14 protein-coding genes are annotated in these 19,711 nt (G+C 72.7%); 2 read left to right on the top strand and 12 right to left on the bottom strand.

Going from position 1 to position 19,711, the window contains the following annotated elements; all coding sequences use genetic code 11:
- Nucleotides 1-41: 41 nt before the first annotated feature.
- Nucleotides 42-1,304, bottom strand: coding sequence for a serine--tRNA ligase (gene serS, locus MXD62_RS15255; protein WP_248829919.1), 1,263 nt, complete (start codon nt 1,302-1,304; stop codon nt 42-44).
- 391 nt (nt 1,305-1,695) lie between these two features.
- On the opposite strand from serS, the gene MXD62_RS15250 reads away from it, so the two are divergent.
- On the top strand, nt 1,696-2,556 hold the full coding sequence (locus MXD62_RS15250; RefSeq protein ID WP_248829918.1) for a peptidylprolyl isomerase: 861 nt from the start codon (nt 1,696-1,698) through the stop codon (nt 2,554-2,556).
- 148 nt (nt 2,557-2,704) lie between these two features.
- Here the strand turns inward: MXD62_RS15250 and MXD62_RS15245 are convergent, their stop codons facing one another.
- Complete coding sequence (locus MXD62_RS15245; RefSeq protein ID WP_248829917.1) at nt 2,705-4,513, bottom strand: DEAD/DEAH box helicase; 1,809 nt, start codon at nt 4,511-4,513, stop codon at nt 2,705-2,707.
- Nucleotides 4,514-4,713: 200 nt separating this feature from the next.
- On the opposite strand from MXD62_RS15245, the gene MXD62_RS15240 reads away from it, so the two are divergent.
- Nucleotides 4,714-6,180 (top strand): helix-turn-helix transcriptional regulator, encoded by a 1,467-nt coding sequence (locus MXD62_RS15240; RefSeq protein WP_248829916.1) that lies wholly within the window; start codon nt 4,714-4,716, stop codon nt 6,178-6,180.
- Between the two features lie 96 nt (nt 6,181-6,276).
- Here MXD62_RS15240 and cutA read toward each other — a convergent pair whose 3' ends face one another.
- The 10 genes from cutA to ruvC all read right to left on the bottom strand — a co-directional run bounded on the left by cutA (nt 6,277) and on the right by ruvC (nt 19,625).
- Nucleotides 6,277-6,606, bottom strand: a complete 330-nt coding sequence (gene cutA / locus MXD62_RS15235; RefSeq protein WP_020462610.1) for a divalent-cation tolerance protein CutA — start codon at nt 6,604-6,606, stop codon at nt 6,277-6,279.
- Nucleotides 6,607-6,800: 194 nt separating this feature from the next.
- On the bottom strand, nt 6,801-9,584 hold the full coding sequence (locus tag MXD62_RS15230; protein ID WP_248829915.1) for a RelA/SpoT family protein: 2,784 nt from the start codon (nt 9,582-9,584) through the stop codon (nt 6,801-6,803).
- A gap of 17 nt (nt 9,585-9,601) precedes the next feature.
- Nucleotides 9,602-12,238 carry a bifunctional (p)ppGpp synthetase/guanosine-3',5'-bis(diphosphate) 3'-pyrophosphohydrolase gene (locus tag MXD62_RS15225; protein WP_248829914.1) on the bottom strand — a complete coding sequence of 879 codons (2,637 nt, stop codon included), beginning with the start codon at nt 12,236-12,238 and terminating at the stop codon, nt 9,602-9,604.
- A 202-nt stretch (nt 12,239-12,440) separates the two neighbouring features.
- Complete coding sequence (locus MXD62_RS15220; RefSeq protein ID WP_020462613.1) at nt 12,441-12,995, bottom strand: adenine phosphoribosyltransferase; 555 nt, start codon at nt 12,993-12,995, stop codon at nt 12,441-12,443.
- Nucleotides 12,996-13,120: 125 nt separating this feature from the next.
- On the bottom strand, nt 13,121-14,374 hold the full coding sequence (gene secF / locus MXD62_RS15215; RefSeq protein WP_248829913.1) for a protein translocase subunit SecF: 1,254 nt from the start codon (nt 14,372-14,374) through the stop codon (nt 13,121-13,123).
- A gap of 1 nt (nt 14,375) precedes the next feature.
- Nucleotides 14,376-16,412: a protein translocase subunit SecD gene (gene secD / locus MXD62_RS15210; RefSeq protein WP_248829981.1), complete on the bottom strand. Its 2,037-nt coding sequence runs from the start codon at nt 16,410-16,412 to the stop codon at nt 14,376-14,378.
- Between the two features lie 236 nt (nt 16,413-16,648).
- A complete protein-coding gene (gene yajC, locus MXD62_RS15205; RefSeq protein WP_248829912.1) occupies nt 16,649-17,173 on the bottom strand; it encodes a preprotein translocase subunit YajC in 525 nt (174 codons plus the stop codon).
- A 112-nt stretch (nt 17,174-17,285) separates the two neighbouring features.
- A complete protein-coding gene (gene ruvB / locus MXD62_RS15200) occupies nt 17,286-18,347 on the bottom strand; it encodes a Holliday junction branch migration DNA helicase RuvB (RefSeq protein WP_248829911.1) in 1,062 nt (353 codons plus the stop codon).
- A gap of 31 nt (nt 18,348-18,378) precedes the next feature.
- Nucleotides 18,379-19,083, bottom strand: coding sequence for a Holliday junction branch migration protein RuvA (gene ruvA, locus MXD62_RS15195; protein ID WP_248829910.1), 705 nt, complete (start codon nt 19,081-19,083; stop codon nt 18,379-18,381).
- Nucleotides 19,080-19,625, bottom strand: a complete 546-nt coding sequence (ruvC, locus tag MXD62_RS15190; protein ID WP_248829909.1) for a crossover junction endodeoxyribonuclease RuvC — start codon at nt 19,623-19,625, stop codon at nt 19,080-19,082. The genes ruvA and ruvC overlap by 4 nt, the downstream gene beginning before the upstream one ends.
- Nucleotides 19,626-19,711: the final 86 nt, after the last annotated feature.

Here is a 19,711-nt window from a genome sequence, read left to right as displayed (position 1 = left end):
CCCCACCAGCCCCCACATCACGGCTCAGAGCGGGTCGCGACTCAGAGCAGGTCGCGGCCGCCGAGGTAGGGGCGCAGCACCTCGGGCACCCTGACCTGGTGGTCGGCGGTCTGGAAGTTCTCCAGGATCGCGGCCAGCAGGCGGGGCGTGGCCACCGCGGTGTTGTTGAGGGTGTGCGCGAAACGTACGTTGCCGTCCGCGTCGCGGTAGCGCAGGTTCGCCCGGCGGGCCTGCCAGTCGTGCAGCGTCGAGCAGCTGTGGGTCTCCCGGAAGAGATCGAGGGTGGGGAACCACGTGTTGATGTCGTTCATCCGGAACTTGCCCAGGCCCATGTCCCCGGTCGAGCACTCGACGACCTCGTAGTGCAGGCCCAGGTCGGCCAGGATGTGCTCGGCCGTAGCCAGCAGCTCCGCGTGCCAGCGGGCTGACTCCGCCGGGTCGTTCACGCACAGGACGAACTGCTCGACCTTCTCGAACTGGTGTACCCGCAGCAGCCCGCGGACGTCCCGGCTGGCGCTGCCGATCTCGCGCCGGAAGCACGGCGAGATGCCGGCGTAGCGGATCGGCAGGTGCCTGGCGTCGAGGATCTCCCCGGCGTGCAGGCCGACCAGGGCCACCTCCGCCGTCCCGGCGAGGAACGCGTCGTCGGCGGGGATCTCGTAGATCTCCTCGCGGGCCTTCGGGAGCATGCCCGTGCCGACGAGCGGGCCCTCCTTGACCAGCGCGGGGACCGACACCGGGGTGAAGTCCCGCTCGCGCAGCAGGTCGAGGGCGTAGGAGTGGACCGCCCGCTCGAGCATGACCATGTCGCCCACCAGGGCGTACGCCCGCTCACCGGCGACCCTGCGGGCCCGGGCGAACTCGGCCCAGCCGCGCTTCTCGGCGAGCTCGGTGTGGTCGATCGGGGTGAAGTCGAACTCCGGGCGGGTGCCCACGGTGCGGACCACCACGTTCGCGGACTCGTCCGGGCCGACCGGGGCGCCCTCCCAGGGGATGCCCGGGGTGAGCAGCATCAGCTCGGACATCCGCGTGCTCGTCCGGGTGAGCTGCTCGCGCAGGTCACGGAGCTGCCGGTCGAACTCGGCGTGCTCGGCACGCAGCTCGGCGCGGCGAGCCTCGTCAGCCTTGGCGAACTGCTTGGCGAAGGACTTGCGCCGGGCCTGGGCCTCGTCGACCTCGAACTGCAGCTTGCGGTTCTCCTGGTCGAGCTGAAGCAGTTCGTCGACGTCGAGGTCGACGCCCTTGAGGCGGACGGCCTCCTTCACGGCGTCGGGATTTTCCCGGATGAAGCGCTTGTCGAGCATGAATTCGTGTCAGCCTTCGTATCGGTTCCCTGTGCGCAGACGCTATCAGTCGCCTCCCCGGACCCCCTGTCGTAAGGGCGCGCCGGCGCCCGGCTCGGCACACCGGTTTCCACGGCATTCCCCCCGCGTACCCTGTGTGACGGCGGTGCGCCCGGTCACGCCCTCGGGTTCCGTGTCGCACCGACGCCCCGGACGGACTACGCGTTCTGGACGGACTACGAGCGGCTCACAGGTCGCGTACAGGTCCGGATGCGCACACTCGTGGCGGGCCGGTGCCGGCACGCTGACGAGGATCGCCGGCCGGGGCCGATCACCTGATGGACGGATGACTTGGTGACGACCTGATGACCATCCGGTAGTCACTCCGACGAGGAGCGGGAGGCCGGCGAGGGTGTCGAGCACGAAGGAACGGCGGCAGCGCGAGCTGGCCGCCGCGCGGGCGGCGCGCCAGGCGCAGCGCCGCCGCCAGGCGTACCAGCGACGGCAACGCCGCCTGACGATCGTCGCGGCGGTGGCCGTGGTGGCCATCGTCGGCTCGGTGATCGCCGCGGTCCTGCTCAGCGGCGGCGGGGACAACGACAATCTCAGCGCGACCGATCCCGCGGCCAACCCGTCGGCGTCGGCGGCACCGGCGGTGCCGGCCGGGCAGACGAGCAAGGTCGGCGACTGCGTCTACACCTCGAGCGGCGAGTCGCCGTCCCGCCCGGTGGGGCTCCCGACGGCCGCCGCCACGGTGAACAAGGCCCCCGCCACCATGGTCATCACCACCGACCAGGGCACGATGACGGCCGCGCTCGACGCGGACAAGGCTCCCTGCACGGTGAACGCGCTGCGCACGCTCGCCGAGGCGGGCTTCTACAACGACACCGCCTGCCACCGGCAGACGGGTGGCGCCGACGCCGGCATCAACGTGCTGCAGTGCGGGGACCCGACCGGCAGCGGGTCGGGCGGCCCGGGCTTCGGCTACGCCAACGAGAACACCGAGGGCGTGAACTACAACCGGGGTGTCCTGGCCATGGCGCACAGCAGCCAGCCGGACAGCAACGGCAGCCAGTTCTTCATCAACTACGCCGACCCGAGCCAGCAGGGCGCCGCGGCGCTCGCCGGCGGCTACACCGTCTTCGGCCACATCACCGAGGGCCTCGACGTCCTGGACAAGCTGACATCCCCGGGTGTCGAGGGCGGCGGGTCGGACGGCGCGCCGGCCAGCAAGCCGCAGATCAAGTCGATCGAGATCACCCAGGGGCCCTGACCTCGTCCGCCCCATCGCCCCGCCGCCCCGTCCCGGACTGACCGCCCTGGACGGGGCGGCGGAACAATTTGGACGGACGAGGACCGGCGCGCCGGACGAGGCCGACGGGGATCGCCGGGCTGGGTCTGACCGGGGTCGGCGGGGCGGCTCAGCCGGCCCAGCGGCGCATCGTGTCGATCCGGGCCTGGAGCTGGGCCGTGCTGGCCTGGGCGCTCGGCGGGCCGCCGCAGGAGCGGCGCAGCTCGGCGTGGATCATCCCGTGCGGCTTGCCGGTGCGATGGTAGTGCGCGGCGACAAGCTTGTTCAGCTCGCGCCGCAGGTCACCGATCTGCTCGTGGACGGGCCGGTCGCCCGGGTCGGTGCCCGCCTCCCCCTGCCGGGCGGCCGGCACCACGGGTTCGTCGGCCGCGGGCCGCGCCTTCGCCGCGGCGGCCTGCTGCGCCGCCTGGCGCTGGCGCAGCAGGGTCGCGACCTGGTCGGGCTCGAGCAGGCCCGGCAGACCCAGGAAGTCCTCCTCCTCGAGGGAACCGGAGGCGGCCGGCGTGCCGAACTCGCCGCCATCGAAGATCACCCGGTCGAGTTGGGCGGAGGAGCCGAGCGCGGTGAACAGAGTGTCGGGCTTTTCGGGGGTGTCACGGCGGCGGTTGGCCTCGCGCAGCGCGTCGTCGTCGAACGCGTCGGGCTCGCGCTGCGGCTTGTCGAGCGCGTGGTCGCGCTGGACCTCCATCTCGCCGGCCAGCGCCAGCAGCGACGGGACGCTGGGCAGGAACACCGACGCCGTCTCCGAACGGCCGCGGCCCCGGACGAACCGGCCGACGGCCTGGGCGAAGTACAGCGGGGTCGAGGCCGAGGTGGCGTACACGCCGACCGCCAGGCGGGGGACGTCCACGCCCTCGCTGACCATGCGGACGGCGACCATCCACCGATCCGTCGACTCACGGAACGTGGCGATCTTCGTGCTGGCGGTCGGGTCGTCGGAGAGGACGATCACGGGAGACACGCCGGTGATCCGCCGCAGCAGGCCGGCGTAGGCGCGGGCGTTGGTGTGGTCGGTCGCGATGACCAGGCCTCCGGCGTCCGGCATCCCGCCCCGGCGCACCTGGGAGAGCCGGGTGTCGGCGGCGGCCAGGACCGCGGGCATCCAGTCTCCGCGGGGGTCCAGGGCCGTGCGCCACGCTGCCGCGGTCTGCTCGCTGTTCAGCGGCTCACCGAGCCGGGCGCTGAGCTCCGCGCCGGCGCTGGTACGCCAGGACATCTCACCCGAGTAGGCGAGGAAGAGCACGGGACGGACCACACCGTCACGCAGCGCCTCGGCGTAACCGTAGGAGGAGTCCGCGACGCTGCGCGTCACGCCCTCGGCGTCGGGCAGGTAGGTCACGAACGGGATCGGGTTGACGTCGGACCGGAACGGGGTTCCGGTGAGCGCGAGCCGGCGGGCGGCCGGCTCGAACGCCTCCCGGACCGCCTCGCCCCAGGACAGGGCGTCGCCCGCGTGGTGGATCTCGTCGAGGATCACCAGCGTGCGGCGCGCGGCGGTGCGCATGCGGTGCAGGGCGGGGTGCGCGGCGACCTGGGCGTAGGTGACCGCGACCCCGGTGTAGTCCGACGCGGTGGCGCCGGCCGAGTTGCGGAAGGTCGGGTCCAGGTCGATCCCGACCACTGAGGCGGCGTTGGCCCACTGCCGCTTGAGGTGCTCGGTCGGGGCGACCACGGTCACCGAACGCACCTCGCCCGCGGCCAACAGGTCGGCGGCGATCTCCAGCGCGAACGTCGTCTTGCCGGCGCCCGGGGTCGCGACGGCCAGGAAGTCGCGGCCGCCGGACGCGCTGCGCGACCGGTAGGTCTCCAGGGCTGCGCGTTGCCATGCCCGCAGGGGCCGGGCCTCGCCGCGCGCGCGGGGGCCTCGCCCGCTGGGGCCTTGCCCGCTGGAGCTCTGAGGCAGGGGTCCGACTCTCACGACATCAGACTCTATGGTGGTGCGCCAGCCGGACGACGACGCCGCGCATCGCGGCGCCACCCGGCCACTCCCTGTGGGCAGCTCAACCGGTGCCATGATTTGTCGCTTTATTGTCACCGAAGGACCACACAGGGGGTATCACCGTCTTTGCTAACTCAGGGTTAAGCTCCTGAAGTCAACCGCTTGACTCGGAGGTCCCGATGCAGCGCTCGACAGGACCGTCGGCTGGTCGTGCCACGCCGAGGACTGCGCAGGCGAACGACCACAGGCCGGCATCGGCCGGGATCACCCGCACTCCGAACGTGCGGTTGCGTACCTGCCGGGAGGAACGCGGCTGGTCGCAGGAACGACTGGCCAGTGAGATCCGGCGTTTTTCCGTCATACACGAGGGCCGTGAGGCCGGCGTGACGGGAAATATGATCTGCAAATGGGAGAAGGGCGATAAAAAGCCCAGCCTTCGTTACCAGCGGCTCCTGCGGGCCCTGTTCGAGCGGTCGTCGGCGGAGCTCGGCTTCGTGGACGACGACCCCAGCACAGGGCTTCCGGCGCACGCGTCCGGCGCGGACAAGGCCTCCCGGGAGATCGTGCCGGCCGGCACGCTGCTCCTGCAGGCCGCCGAGGCCGACGCCGGCCTGCACAACGCTCTCCCGGTGGAGCGGCGCGGGTTCCTGCGGCTGTTCGCGGCGGCCGGCGGTGTCGCGGTCGTCCCGCTGGGCATGGGTGGCGACGACGCGCCCTGGGAGCGGCTGTCCGCCGCGCTGCGCCGGCGCACCACGGTCACCCCCGAGCTCGCGGACGAGCTGAGCCGCTGCACCGCGGGCCTGTACGGCCTCGAGGAGCGGGTTCCGGCCCGGGCCCTGTTCCCCAGGGTCACCGGGCATCTGGGGACGCTCACGCAACTCCTGGAGTCCAGCGGCCGTTCGCCGGTCCGCCGGGACCTCGCCTCCACGGCCGGCGAGACCGCCGCCCTGGCCGGTTGGCTCGCCTTCGACATGAACGACGTCCCCTCGGCCCTGGCCTACTACCGGGTCGCCATCGAGGCTGCGCGGGAGGCCGACGACAGCGCGCTGTGGGCCTGCGTGCTGGGCTACGAGAGCTACCACAGCGCGGGCATCGGCCGTCACGACCAGGCCTGCGCGCTGCTGGCCGAGGCGCAGCGCCGCGCCGCGACGGGCAGCACCGTCATGACGAAGGCCTGGCTGGCCGGGCGGGAGGCCGAGGAGCAGGCGGCCCGCGGTGAGGGGCGGGCCGCGCTGGCCGCCCTCGACCGCGCCCAGGACGCGTTCGACCGCGCCGACGACGGCGACCGGGTCTGGACACAGTTCTTCGACCGCGGCCGCCTGGACGGCATCAAGGTCACGACCTACACCCGGCTGCGGCGCCCGGCCGCGGCCCACGCGGCGGCGACCGAGGCACTGCGCGCCACCACCCCGCACAGCGGCACCAAGAAGCGGTCCCTGCTGCTCGGTGACATCGCCGAGGTCCACATCCAGCGCCGGGAGATCGAGGCCGCCACCCAGTACGCGACCGAGTCGCTCGCCATCGTCGCGGCGACTGACTTCTCCCTCGGGCTGACCAGGGTCCGCCGCGTCCGGGAGCATCTGCGGCCCTGGCAGCAGACGCAGGCCGTCCGCGACCTCGACGAGCAGCTCCGCGCGCTCACCTGAGCGCCCCCGCGGCCGGCGCCCACCGGAAGCCGGTTGCCGGGCACATCCCGGCAACCGGGCGGGCCGGGTGTCGGGATGACCCAGCGCCGGGATGTCTCAGTTATGGACCGTCGGTTCGGTCTCCGCCGAGATCCAGTCGAGATAGTCCGTATGCCCATGCACGATCGGAGTCGCAATGATCTCCGGCGTCTCGTAAGGATGCGCGGCGGAGAGCTCCGTGATCAGCTCGGTCACCCGGTCGGTAGTTGTTTTGGCGAGACACAGCCATTCCTCGGACTGTTCGATCTCGCCGTTCCAGCGATAAGTGCTCCGAATCGGCCCGACCACCTGGAAACAGGCGGCGAGGCGCCGCTCGACGAGAGCCCTGCCGATACGATCCGCGGCGTCCGGTGAGTCGATGCTCGTGATGACCTGAAGGTATCCCACGCGTACTCCCACCCATCACCGATGGCTACACGGGATACTCTACATCGTATCTCCCGTGCCACCGTCGATTTTCCACGACGGCGGCGACAGGCACATTCGATGCGATCTCCACCGCTGCCCGGAATGCGGGGAAACGCGACTTCCGGGGTCATAGCGACACGGAGAGCATAAATCTCCCGCGTGACCACGCGGCGTCATACCGTTGTTTGACATGCCCGGTAACAGTCGTACACCCCGCCTACCCCGCGCACGGCCGCCAGCACGCGGTCGAGCTGGTCCGGGCCGGTGACCTCGATGGTGAAGCGAGCGCGCGCCACCCTGTCCTCGGATGTCGACGTGGACGCCGCCCGCACCGAGGCGGAGGTGTCCGAGAGGACCTCGGTGATATCCGCCAGCAATCCGTAGCGGTCGAACGCCTCCACGGCGATTTCCGCGGGGAAGGTCTGACTCTCCGGAGCGGTCCACCCCTTGACGGTCACCTGCTCGCGCGAGGACGCCGAAGCGGCGACGTTCGCGCATTCCTGCCGGTGAAGAGAGACCGAGCTGCTGTGCGTGGTGAAGCCGACGACCGTGTCGCCCGGGAGCGGAAGACAACATCGCGCGAGCCGCACCGGCACATCCGCGCCGTCGATCTCGGCGAAGCCCGCCCAGTTCTGCGTTCCCCGGCGCGCGGAACCGTCACCCCCCGCGGACGAGGCGGATTCCCAGCCCTGGGAACTCCCCGCGCCGGGCCCGTCCGGGCCACCCGGGCGATCACCACGCTGTGCCGCGGCGGAACGCCGCGTGCGCCGCGCGCCCCGGGACAGCGCGCTGTCCTCCCCTGAGCCCCTGGAGCCACCGGAACCGGCTCCGCCCACCGCACCGGCGGAGCCGGCGGAACGGGCGTTTCGGCCCTGACCAGACCCTCCCGGGCCGGCGGCGCCGTCCAAAGAGGCACTGTCGCCCGAAGTGGCACTGTCACCCGATCTCACGGATTCCTGCGGGCCGGCCGTGCCATTCAATGCGGCCGAGCCGTTCAGTCCGGCGGAACCGTTCAATCCGGCGGGTTCGCCCGAGATAATCGAACCGCCCAGGGAAGCCGCGCCGCCGGTACGTGGAGAACCGGCGCGCATTGTCGAACCACCGGAATGGGCGCGCGGCGAGCCCGCGGCCTCGTCGGCGCCGCCCCGGGGACCATTCGAGTCGGCCGCGTCCGCCACCCGGACGGGCTGCGCGGACGGGCGCAGCCGGGTGACCCGCCAGCCGCCCCCCGCGCCCGCTCCCCGGGCTGTCCACGGCGCGCCCGCGGCGCGGGCGTCGGAGGCCGCACGCTCGGTTACCACCAACGACCGGTCCGCGGCCGCCTGGGTGGCCCGGGCCTGCGCGTCGCGTCGCTGCCGGGCCAGCCGCTTGCGGATCCGGACCCGGGCGCGGGACGTCCGCACGAACTCGAGCCAGTCCTCGCTCGGGCCGGCGCCGGGCAGGTTCGAGGTGAGGATCTCGACGACGTCGCCGTTGCGCAGCCGGGTGTGCAGCGGCACGAGCCGGCCGTTCACCCGGGCTCCGATGGCCCGGTGGCCGACGTCGGTGTGGACCGCGTAGGCCACGTCGACCGGCGACGAGCGCGCCGGCAGGGCGATCATCTTGCCCTTGGGGGTGAAGGTGAGCACCTCGTCGGAGTTCAGGTCGGACGACAGCGACTCCAGGAACTCCCCCGGGTCGACGGTGTCGACCTGCCAGTCGAGCAGGCTGTGCAGCCAGGAGAGCCCTTCGAGGCGGGCGCCGTCCGCGCCGGGGCCGACGGGCTTCGCGACGATCCCGGTCTCGGCCAGGCGGTGCATGGACGGGGTCCGGATCTGGATGTCGATCGTGCGCCCGGTCTCGTCCATCACGCTGGTGTGCAGGCTCTGGTACATGTTGAACTTGGGGGTCGCCACGAAGTCGCGCAGCCGCCCGGGCACCGGTCGCCAGATCCCGTGGATGACACCCAGCGAGGCGTAGCAGTCCGTGATGTCGTCGACGAGCACGAGCACCCGGACGATGTCGTTGTAGTCGCGCGGTGGGCGGCCGCGTTCCTGGCCGCGCTTGTAGATCGAGAAGATGTGGCTGGTCCGGATGGACACCGCGCCGTCCACCCGGGCCTCGGCGAGGCCGGCGCGCATCCGCGTGACCATCGCGGCGAGCACACCGCTCGCCCGCTCGGCGGTGGTGAAGTCGTCGACGACGGTGGAGATCCGGCGGTGCTCCTCGGGGTCGAGCACCGCGAACGCGCGGTCCTCGAGCTCCCGTTTGATCACGCTCACCCCGAGGCGGTGCGCCAGCGGGGCGAGGACCTCGAGCGTGACCCGGGAGATCTTCTGCTGCTTGGCCGGTGACATGAAGCCGAGGGTCCGCATGTTGTGCAGCCGGTCGGCGATCTTGATGACCAGGACGCGGTAGTCGCGGGCGAGCGCGACGATCAGCTTGCGCAGCGTCTCGGCCTCGGCGGCCTCCCCGAAACGCATCTTGTCGAGCTTGGTGACACCGTCGACGAGGTTGGCGACCTCCCCGCCGAACTCTGCGGCGACCGACTCGAGGGTGTAGCCGGTGTCCTCCACCGTGTCGTGCAGCAGCGCGGCGATCAGGGTCGTCGTGTCGACACCGAGCTCGGCGAGCACCTCGGCGACGGCCAGCGGATGGCTGATGTACGGGTCGCCGCTGCGCCGGGTCTGGCCGGCGTGCAGGCCGTCCGCCACCGAGTAGGCGCGGATCACCGCGCTGATGTCGGCCTTGGGATGGAAGTCCCGGTGCGCCTCGACGAGATCGCGCAGCTCGGGGGGCACCTGCGGGGTGCGCGGCGCGGCCATCCGGCGGGCCAGGTGCGCCAGGCGCATGCTGGCCTGGCGGGCCGCGGCGATCGTCCGGGAGTCCGCGTCACCGTCCGCCCTGGACAGTGCGGGCAGTGCGGGCGAGAAGCCGCCGCCCGCCGGCAGACCCGCTCCCGCGGCCTCAGCATTCACGGCGTGCCCCCTCGCAGTCAGCTCTGTGCGTCCGAGGTGACTCGGAAACAGTCGTACACGCCGTCGGTGGATCTGACGGCGTCGAGGATGTGACCGAGATGCTTGGCGTCGCCCATCTCGAAGGTGAACCGGCTGACCGCCACCTGCTCGCGCGTCGTGGTGACCGACGCGGAGAGGATGTTGACGTGGTGGTCGGACAGCACCCTGGTCACATCGGAGAGCAGCCGGGTCCGGTCCAGCGCCTCCACCTGGATCACCACCAGGAAGACCGAGCCCGATGACGGCGCCCACTCCACCTCGACCGTCCGGTCGTGCGGGCCGCCCCGCAGGCCGGCGAGGTTGACGCAGTCGGCGCGGTGCACCGACACACCCTTGCCCCGGGTGACGAAGCCGGCGATGGCGTCGCCGGGCATCGGCGTGCAGCAGCGGGCCAGCTTGGCCCACACGTCCGGGGAACCGGTGACGAGCACGCCGGCGTCACCGGTGGCCCGGCGCAGGGCCCGGATCGGCAGCTCGATCTCGGCCGCGTCCTCCTCGGCGCCCTCGGGACCGCCGAGCCCCTGCAGCAGCCGGTTCACCACCGCCTGCGCGCTGATGTTCTTCTCTCCGACCGCCGCGTACAACGCCGCGACGTCGGCGTAGCGCATGTCCTTCGCCAGGGTCAGCAGCGCGTCGCCGGTCATCAGGCGGGCCAGCGGGAGGCCGTGGCGGCGCATCGCCCGGCCGATCGCGTCCCGGCCGGCGACGATCGCGTCCTCGCGGCGCTCCCGGGCGTGCCACTGGCGGATCTTCGTCCGGGCGCGGGACGAGTGGACGAAGGTCAGCCAGTCCTCGCTCGGGCCGGCCGAGTGGGCCCGCGAGGTGAAGACCTCGACCGTGTCGCCGTTCTCCAGCGCGGTGTCGAGCGCCGCGAGCCGGCCGTTGACCCGGGCGCCGACGCACTGGTGGCCGATGTCGGTGTGTACGGCGTAGGCGAAGTCGATCGGCGTCGACCCGACCGGCAGCGGGATGACGTCGCCCTTCGGCGTGAAGACGAAGACCTCGTCGTCGGCCATGTCGAAGCGCAGGCTGTCGAGGAACTCCCCCGGGTCGGCCGTCTCGCGCTGCCAGTCCAGGATCTGGCGCAGCCAGTTGCGCAGGTTCGGGTCGGTGCCCCCGGCGCCGCTGTTCGCGGCAGCCCGCCGCGACGCCGACGAGCCCGACGACTTGGAGCCGCCGGACCGGGAGCCCGCGCCGGAGCCGTCCTCCTTGTACTTCCAGTGCGCCGCGATGCCGTACTCGGCCCGGTTGTGCATCGAGTGCGTGCGGATCTGCAGCTCGACCGGCTTGCCCTCGGGCCCGATGACCGTCGTGTGCAGCGACTGGTACATGTTGTACTTGGGCATCGCGATGTAGTCCTTGAACCGGCCCGGGATCGGCTTCCAGTTCGCGTGGACGGTGCCCAGCGCCGCGTAGCAGTCCCGCACCGAGTCGACCAGGACCCGGATGCCGACGAGGTCGTAGATGTCCTCGAAGGACCGGCCGCGGACGACCATCTTCTGGTAGATCGAGTAGTAGTGCTTCGGCCGGCCGGTCACCACGGCCTTGATCCGCGCCTCGGCCAGCTGCGTCTGCACCTGCGTGGACGTCTCGGTGAGGTAGACGTCGCGGCTGGGTGCCCGGTCGGCCACAAGGCGGACGATCTCGTCGTAGCGCTTGGGGAACAGCGCCGCGAAGGCCAGGTCCTCCAGCTCCCACTTGAGGGAGTTCATCCCGAGGCGGTGGGCCAGCGGCGCGTAGATCTCCAGCGTCTCGCGCGCCTTGCGCTCCTGCTTGTGCTCGGGCAGGAAGCGCAGCGTCCGCATGTTGTGCAGGCGGTCAGCGAGCTTGACCACCAGGGCCCGCGGGTCGCGCGCCATGGCGACGACCATCCGGCGGATGGTCTCGGTCTGCGCGGCCTCGCCGACCTTGACCCGGTTGAGCTTGCTGACGGCGTCGACGATCTGCAGCACCTGCGGGCCGAACTCGGCCTCGATCGTCTCCGGCGGGAGGTCGGTCTCCTCCAGGGTGTCGTGCAGCAGCGCGGCGCACAGCGTCGGGATGTCCATGCCGAGATCGGCCAGGATGCTGGCGACCGCGATCGGATGGGTGATGTACGGGTGCCCGGAGAAACGGACCTGCCCGGCGTGGGCCGCGTCGGCCACCTCGAACGCCCGCTGCACCGGCCCGATGTCCATCCGCGGGTGGTTCGCGACCAGCCCTCGCAGCACCGGATCCAGCGACGAGGGCGGCGTGGCGCGGTGCGCCCCCAGCCGGGAGAAGCGGCGGACCCGGCGAGGCAGCGGAGGCGACTCGTGCCCCAGCCGCGGCACCACCGGCGAGCCGCTCTCGGCGTCCTCTCCGGTGGCGTCCGGGACGGGCGAGGACCCCGACCCGCCCTCGGCGCCGTCGCGGCCGCCGTGCGCGGCGGACGGCCCGGTGCGCGGGAGCTGGCCGCCCGCGAGCGGCGTGTGGTCCGCGGCGGACGGCGTGCGGTCGGCCGCGAGCGGCGTGCGGTCCGCGGCGGACGGCGTGCGGTCGGTCGCGGACAGGGCAGCCTGGACCGGCCGCGTATCCCCGGCGGATGACGCGGCCGTCGGCACGGATCCGGTGGTCACCGGCGGCGCCTCAGGCACAGGCCGCTCCTGCTTAGCACTTCAGCCGTGGCACGGATGTGCGAAGGGCTCCTGACGTCGAGGTTAACGCTGCGGCGGCGCCGGGCCTTCCGCAACCCCGCCCGGCCAGGGGCGCGCCGGAGGCCGGTGGGCAGGCCGGTCGCGTCAATGCCGAGCGCCGGTCACGAACCGTGACCGGACACGGGCGACGCACCGGACACGGTCAGATCTTCATGATCGAGGTGACGTCGAGCGTGCCGGTCCGGTCGCGCCCGGAGAGGAAGGTCAGCTCCATCAGCACCGCCAACCCCACCACGTCGGCGCCGCACCCGCGCAGCAGGGTGTGCGCGGCGGCCGCGGTGCCGCCGGTGGCGAGCACGTCGTCGACGATCAGGACCCGCTCACCCGTCGGGACGGCGTCCTCGTGGATCTCCAGGACGGCCGTCCCGTACTCCAGCGCGTACGCCTCGCTGCGGGTCCGGCCGGGCAGCTTGCCCTGCTTGCGGATCGGGACGATGCCGGCGCCGACCCGGTCGGCGACCGGGGCGGCCAGCAGGAAGCCACGCGCCTCGATACCGGCGATCGTGGTGGCGCCCAGCCCGCGGGCGAGGTCCGCCAGCGCACCGACGACCACTCCGAAGGCGGCCGGAGTCGAGAGCAGCGGGGTGATGTCCTTGAAGACGACTCCCGGCTTGGGGAAGTCCATGACGTCGCGCACGTGCGCGCCCAGCACGGCCTCGGCCGCGCTCAGGTCCGGCTGGCTGTCGACGCTTGTCATCGTGGTGACCTCTCCGATCTTCGTTGTCGCCGCCCCGCGGGCGGCGGTTCGCGCCGATGTCGTGCCGGTCGTGGTTCTGCAGATCGTGGTTCTGCCTCTGTTACTCCGTCGCGGCGGGTGCGCCCCTAGCGTCGCTTCTTGCCGCTCGGGCGGCCGCGCTGGGACGGTTTGCGGTTCGGGGCGCGGCGCTGGGCCGACGGCATGCCACCACGCCCGGCCGCGCCGCTGGCGGCCCCGGCCGGGGCCGCGCGCATCCCGGTGGCGATGCCGACAGTGTCCGCCGGATCCCGGCCGTCGTCGCGCCGGTCCGAGTCCGGGTCGGCCAGTGGGACGGCCGTCTCCGGAGCCGCGCCGCGGCGCGCCGCCGGCCGGCCGCCGCCCCCGGGCTCGGTCGTCTTGGCCGCGCGGGCGGCGCTCGCCCGCGCCCGCAGCACCCGGGCGTCGAGTGCCTTCACCGCCGGCTCACCGCGCTTGAGGTCGACCAGCAGCGGGGTGGCGAAGAACAGCGAGGAGTAGGTGCCCGAGGCGATGCCGACGAACTGGGCGAGGGCGAGGTCCTTGAGCGTGCCGGCGCCCAGCAGGCCGGCGCCGACGAACAGCAGCGAGGCCACCGGGATGAGCGCGATCAGGGACGTGTTCAGCGAGCGGACCAGCGTCTCGTTGAGCGCGTCGTTGGTCGCCTCGGCGTAGGTGCGCCGCGAGGACGTCGCCATCCCCGCCGTGTTCTCGCGGACCCGGTCGAAGACGACCACCGTGTCGTACAGCGAGAAGCCGAGGATGGTCAGGACGGCGATGACCGTGGACGGGGTGACCTCGAAGCCGACGAGCGAGTAGACACCCATCGTGACGATGAGGTCATGGATGAGCGCGGCCATCGCCGCAGCCGCCATCTTCCACTCGAACCGGATCGACAGATAGATCATCACCAGGACGAGGAACACGATCAGGCCCTGGATCGCCTTGCTCGTGATCGTCGATCCCCAGGACGACCCGACGGTCGAGACGGCGATGGCCTCGTCCGGGTTGGCGACGTGGAAGTTCGTCGCGAAGTCCTTCTGCAGCGCCTCGGTCTGCTGGTCGGTCAGCGTGGGCGTCTGCACCCGGAACTGGTGGGACGTCTCGAGCTGCTGGACGACGCTGTCGGACGCGTCGATCCCGTTCTTGCTCAGAAGGCTGTCGACCTGCTCGACCGTCCCGCCGTTCGACGGGAACTGGAAGACGGCGCCGCCGGAGAACTCGATGCCGAGGGAGAATCCCCGGAAGATCATGCTGAGGGCACAGATCATGATCAGCACGCCGGACACGATGTACCAGACACGGCGACGGCCGACGAAGTCGACGCTGAACTCGCTGCGGTAGAGCCGACCTATCAACGACATGTCAGTGCTCCCGCCTCTGTCCGGCCGTGCGCCGGCCCGCCACCCGCGGCCCCGTGCCCGGCTTCTCGAGCCGGGGTCCTGGATCCGGCGGGTCAAGGTCACCGGCGGCCCGTGGGCCGCCGTCCTCGGCACCGGGAGCGCTCACGTCCGCGCGCCGGGCCAGCCGCGGCCGGTCCACCGCGGCGGCACCGCCGGTCGACCGCACCGTCAGGCCGGAGAAACGGCTGGTACTGAACAACGGCCGCCGGACCAGCGCGGTGACCAGCGGACGGGTGAAGATGAACATGATCAGGACGTCGATGAGCGTCGACAGACCGAGGGTGAAGGCGAAGCCCCGGACCGACCCGACCGACAGGACGTAGAGCACCGCCGCGGCGAGGAAGGACACGGTGTCCGCGGACAGCATGGTGCGCCGGGCCGCCGGCCAGGCCCGTTCGACGGAGGTCCGCACGCTGCGGCCGGCCCGGACCTCGTCCTTGATCCGTTCGAAGTAGACGACGAACGAGTCGGCTGTCACACCGATCGACACGATCAGTCCGGCGATGCCGGCGAGCGTCAGGGTGAACCCGATCGCGTCGCCGAGCAGGACGACCGAGGCGTAGATGAGCGCCGCGCTGACCCCCAGCGAGGCGATCACGACGATGCCCAGCGCCCGGTAGTACAGGAACGAGTAGATGATCACCAGGCCGAGCCCGATGGCGCCGGCCAGCAGCCCGCCGTGCAGTGACTCGCGGCCCAGGGTCGGGGAGACCGACTCGGCCTGCGAGCGCTCGAAGGCCAGCGGCAGCGCGCCGAAGCGCAGGACGTTCGCGAGGTCCTCGGCGTCGGACTGGGAGAAGCTCCCCGAGATCTGCGCCGAGCCGGCGATCCGCTCGTTCGTCTGCGGCGCCGACTGGACGATGCCGTCGAGCACGATCGCGACCTGCCGGCCGATCGTCTTCTCGGTCAGGTTCGTGAACTTGGTCTGGCCGGAGCCGGTGAAGTCGACGTTGACGACCCACTGGCCGGTGGTGACGCTCGTGCTTCCGCCACCGCTGCTGAGCAGGCCCGCCGAGGCGGTGGACACGTCGGTACCGACGAGGGCCGCGGGCTCGAGCAGGTACTTGGTCGTCCCGTTGCGGTCGCAGGCGGCGATCCAGTCCTCGGGGCGGTCCAGGCTCACCGAGGTGCTCCGCACGCCGGTGGCCGAGCAGGTGAGGGTGGCGAACTTGTTCGCGACGTCGGCGGGCGGCGTCGGCGTGTTCGGGTCGACCGCCGCGTTCGGGTCGGTCACGGCCGGACTGGTCGCGGCCGGGTCGGTCGCTGCCGGCTGTGTGGCGGCGGGCGCGCTGGCCGTGGGAGCGGCGGCCGGCGCGGGCGAGGCGGACTGGTTGGTCGCGGCCGCGAGCTCGATGCGGGGCCCGGAGCTCCCGGACCCGCTCGTGAAGCTGGCGGGCTGGGCCACCAGGCCGGGCTGCTCGCCGATGCCCGGGGCGGGCCCGAGCGCGGCGGGCCGCTGCGAGGCGGGCGCGGTGGCCGTCGGCGCCGGCGCGATGTCGGCCGGAGCGGGTGTGGCGCCCGGCGTCGGCGTCGCACCCGGCGTCGGCGTCGCACCCGGGGCGGGTGTCGTGCCCGGGGCGGGTGTCGCGGCCGGTGCGGGAGCCGACTGCGCGACGTCGGCCTGGTAGACCTCGCGGAAGCGCAGCTCAGCGGTCTGGCCCACCAGGTCGACGACGTCGTTGCGGCCGCGGCCCGGCACGGAGATCTCGATGGTGTCGCCCGCGCGGCGGACCTCGGCCTCGGCCACGCCGAGGCCGTCCACCCGCTCACGGATGATGTCCACGGCCTTGTTGAGAGCCCCGTTGTCGACCGATCCGCCGGTGATCGAACGCGGGGTGAGGATGACGCTTGTCCCGCCCTGGAGGTCCAGGCCGAGCTTGGGCGTCCAGATCCCGGTGATGGCCATCAGGCCGTAGAGGACGGCGAGCAGAGCACCGAGTACTCCGAGCCGGGCGCCGACGGAGACGCCTCCGGAGGCTCGTGCCGAGCGACGTGCCAACGCCAAGTCCCTTCCTCACACACCGTCACCGATCCCGGCGGCGCTCAACGATTCCGAACGAGTGTCACCGAGGGTACGTTCCGACGGCCCGGCTGTGACACCACCGGCTGCCGACAGGCGCGTGACGGTCAGCGACGGCAGGCACCACGGCCGCACCACAGACCCCTAGCGGCCGCCCCCTCGCCCCCTGAACCGGGCGCGAGGGGGCGCGAAACGCCCTACAGCCACGGCGCGCCCTACAGTTCCTTGCGCGGCGGCCGCGCAGCGTCGTCCGTGCTCTCGGCACCGCGGCCGGCCCCGCTGCCGGTCGCTCCGCCGGCACCGGTGCCGGCGTCCCCGCTCCCCGTGCCGGAGTCGCCACCGAGGGACTTCCCGGTCGCGTCCGGGCCGGGTCCGTCCGTGTCCGGGTGACCGTCGGTGTCCTCGTCCGCCTCGGCGTCCGTGTCGCCGTCCTGGCCGGGCGTGCTGATCACCCGGGCGATCGCGCTGCGGCCGAACCGGCAGACGACGTCCGGCGCGATCTCCAGCAGGACGTCGGCGCCGTCCATCTCGACGACGGTCGCGTAGAGGCCGGCGGTGGTCAGGACCAGCGTGCCGGGGACGATCTGGGAAAGCTGCTGCTGCTGCGCGCGCGCACGGCGCCGCTGGGTCGAGAAGAAGTAGACGATCAGAAGGACGATCAGTATTGGAAAGATCAGCCCGCTGATGGAGCTGCCGCCACTGTTGTCCGCCGCACTTGTCACGGCCGCGAATACCTGCACGTCCCGCCCTCCTGGGTGTCGCGGCTGATCGTACGTAGCCGCGCCACACCCACAGCGGGCAGGCCGGTGGTGTGTTCCCCGAAGGCACCGGCCGACCCACCCGGACGGCGGTTCAGGACGCCGGCGGGTCCTCCCCGAACAGGGCCGCCGGTGCCTGTGACCTGCCGAGTTGGTCCGACTGAGGCTCGAGGCCCAGGTGGGTGAACGCGGCCGGGGTCGCCACCCTCCCCCGGGCCGTGCGGATCAGCAGGCCGGCCCGGAGCAGGAACGGTTCCGAGACGTCCTCGACCGTGTCGGCCTCCTCGCCCACCGCCACGGCAAGAGTGCTCAGCCCCACCGGCCCGCCACCGAACCGGCGGACCAGCGCGTCGAGCACCGCCCGGTCGAGCCGGTCCAGGCCGAGAGCGTCCACGTCGTAGATCCGCAGGGCGGCGCGGGCCACCTCGCGGGAGACCACACCGTCGGCACGGACCTCCGCGTAGTCGCGGACCCGGCGCAGCAGCCGGTTCGCGATCCGCGGGGTGCCCCGGGAGCGGCCCGCCACCTCGGCCGCGCCCCCCTCGGTCAGCTGGACGCCGAGCAGCCGGGCGGAGCGGGTCAGCACCAGCGCGAGCTCGGCGGCGTCGTAGAAGTCCATGTGGCCGGTGAAGCCGAACCTGTCCCGCAGCGGCCCGGTCAGCAGGCCGGAGCGGGTCGTGGCGCCGACCAGCGTGAACGGCGCCAGGTCGAGCGGGATCGCCGTCGCGCCCGGGCCCTTGCCTAGGACCACGTCGACGCGGAAGTCCTCCATCGCCGCGTACAGCAGCTCCTCGGCGGGACGGGCGATGCGGTGGATCTCGTCGAGGAAGAGCACCTCGCCGGGCGTGAGCGCGGTCAGGATCGCCACCAGGTCACCGGCCCGCTCGATCGCCGGGCCGCTGGTCATCCGCAGCGGCACGCCGAGCTCCTCGGCGATGATCATCGCCAGGCTCGTCTTACCCAGCCCGGGTGGACCGGACAGGAGCACGTGGTCAGGCGGGCGGCCGCGGCCGCGCGCTCCCTCGAGCATGATCGAAAGCTGCTCCCGCACCTTGCGCTGGCCGACGAACTCGTCCAGGTTCTTCGGGCGCAGGCCGGCCTCGAACGCCTGTTCCTCGGGGGCCGCCGCCGCCGAGACCAGGCCCTCGCCGCTCACGGCGACATCCAGGGCGTCATCATCCGGGGCGTCATCGCGGCCGCAGCACGGCGAGGCTCGCCCGCAGCAGCGCCGCGGGGTCGACCGGACCGGCGGGGTCCGCGCCGCCCGCCGCGCCGTCACCCGTCACGCCGTCACCGTCACCGTCACCGGTCACGGCCGCGCCGGGGCCGTGCAGCGCCGTCCGAGCCGCGACCACCGCGTCCAGCGCCTCCTTCGCGGAGTAACCGAGGCCGACCAGCGCGTCCCGGACCTGCTCGCCCGCGGCGCCGAGACGCGGATCCGCGGCGGCCGGCGGCGGCGCCGCGGCGCGCGGCGGCGGGACCGGGGAGGACGGCGGGCCGAGCCTGTCCCGCAGGTCGAGCACGATGCGCTGGGCGCTCTTGCGGCCGATACCCGGCACCTTGGTGAGCGTGGCCAGGTCCTCCTCCGCGACAGCCCGGCGGATGACGTCCGGGGTGTGCACGCCGAGGACGGCCTGGGCGAGCCTGGGCCCCACCCCGGCCGCGCCCTGCAGGATCTCGAAGACGTCCCGCTCGTCGGCGTCGCGGAACCCGTACAGCGTCAGCTCGGTCTCCCGGACGACGAGGGTCGTCGCCAACCGCGCGCGCTCGCCGACCCGCAGCCGGGCCAGCGTCGACGGCGTGCACCACACCAGGACGCCGACGCCGCCGACGTCGACGACCGCCGAGCCGGGCGAGAGCGCCTCCACCGTGCCACTGACCGACGCGATCACCTCCGGCCGCCCGGAACGCCCCGCACACCCGGGCTGCGCGCGGGGGTCGCGGCCCGCATCCGGGCCAGCGCCGGCCCGCGCCACAGGTGGCACAGTGCCAGGGCGAGCGCGTCGGCGGCGTCCGCCGGGCGCGGCGCCTCCGGAAGATCCAGCAGCTTCGTCACCATGAACCCCACCTGGGCCTTGTCCGCGCGTCCGCTGCCGGTGACGGCGGCCTTGACCTCGCTCGGCGTGTACAGACCGATCGGCAGCCCGCGCCGGGCCGCGGCGACGATGGCCACCGCGCCGGCCTGCGCGGTGCCCATCACCGTGCGCACGTTGGCCTGGCTGAAAACCTTCTCGACCGCGACCGCGTCCGGGCGGACCCGGTCCAGCCACTCGTCCACGCCCTCGGAGACGGCCCGCAGCCGGTCGGCCACCTCGTCCGAGGCGGGCGTGCGCACCACGCCGACCTCGACCAGGCTGGCCCGGCGGCCGGGGCCGCCGTCGACCACCCCGAGGCCGCAGCGGGTCAGCCCCGGGTCGACTCCGAGTACACGCACCGAGCCCTCCCGACCACACTGACGAACATCCGTTCGATCCTAGTGGCCGGGGCAACACCGACATCCACGACACGCCGAACGGGCGG

This window comes from Frankia sp. Mgl5 (genome assembly GCF_023242985.1).
GTDB lineage: Bacteria > Actinomycetota > Actinomycetes > Frankiales > Frankiaceae > Parafrankia > Parafrankia soli.
Note: the sequence above shows the minus strand (reverse complement) of the source record. Positions and strands in the feature narration are given on the sequence as shown.

Coding starts and splice junctions, on each gene's coding strand:
- serS (WP_248829919.1), bottom strand. CDS start 1,304: ATGCTCGACAAGCGCTTCATCCGGGAAAATCCCGACGCCGTGAAGGAG.
- MXD62_RS15240 (WP_248829916.1), top strand. CDS start 4,714: ATGCAGCGCTCGACAGGACCGTCGGCTGGTCGTGCCACGCCGAGGACT.
- MXD62_RS15220 (WP_020462613.1), bottom strand. CDS start 12,995: ATGACAAGCGTCGACAGCCAGCCGGACCTGAGCGCGGCCGAGGCCGTG.
- secF (WP_248829913.1), bottom strand. CDS start 14,374: ATGTCGTTGATAGGTCGGCTCTACCGCAGCGAGTTCAGCGTCGACTTC.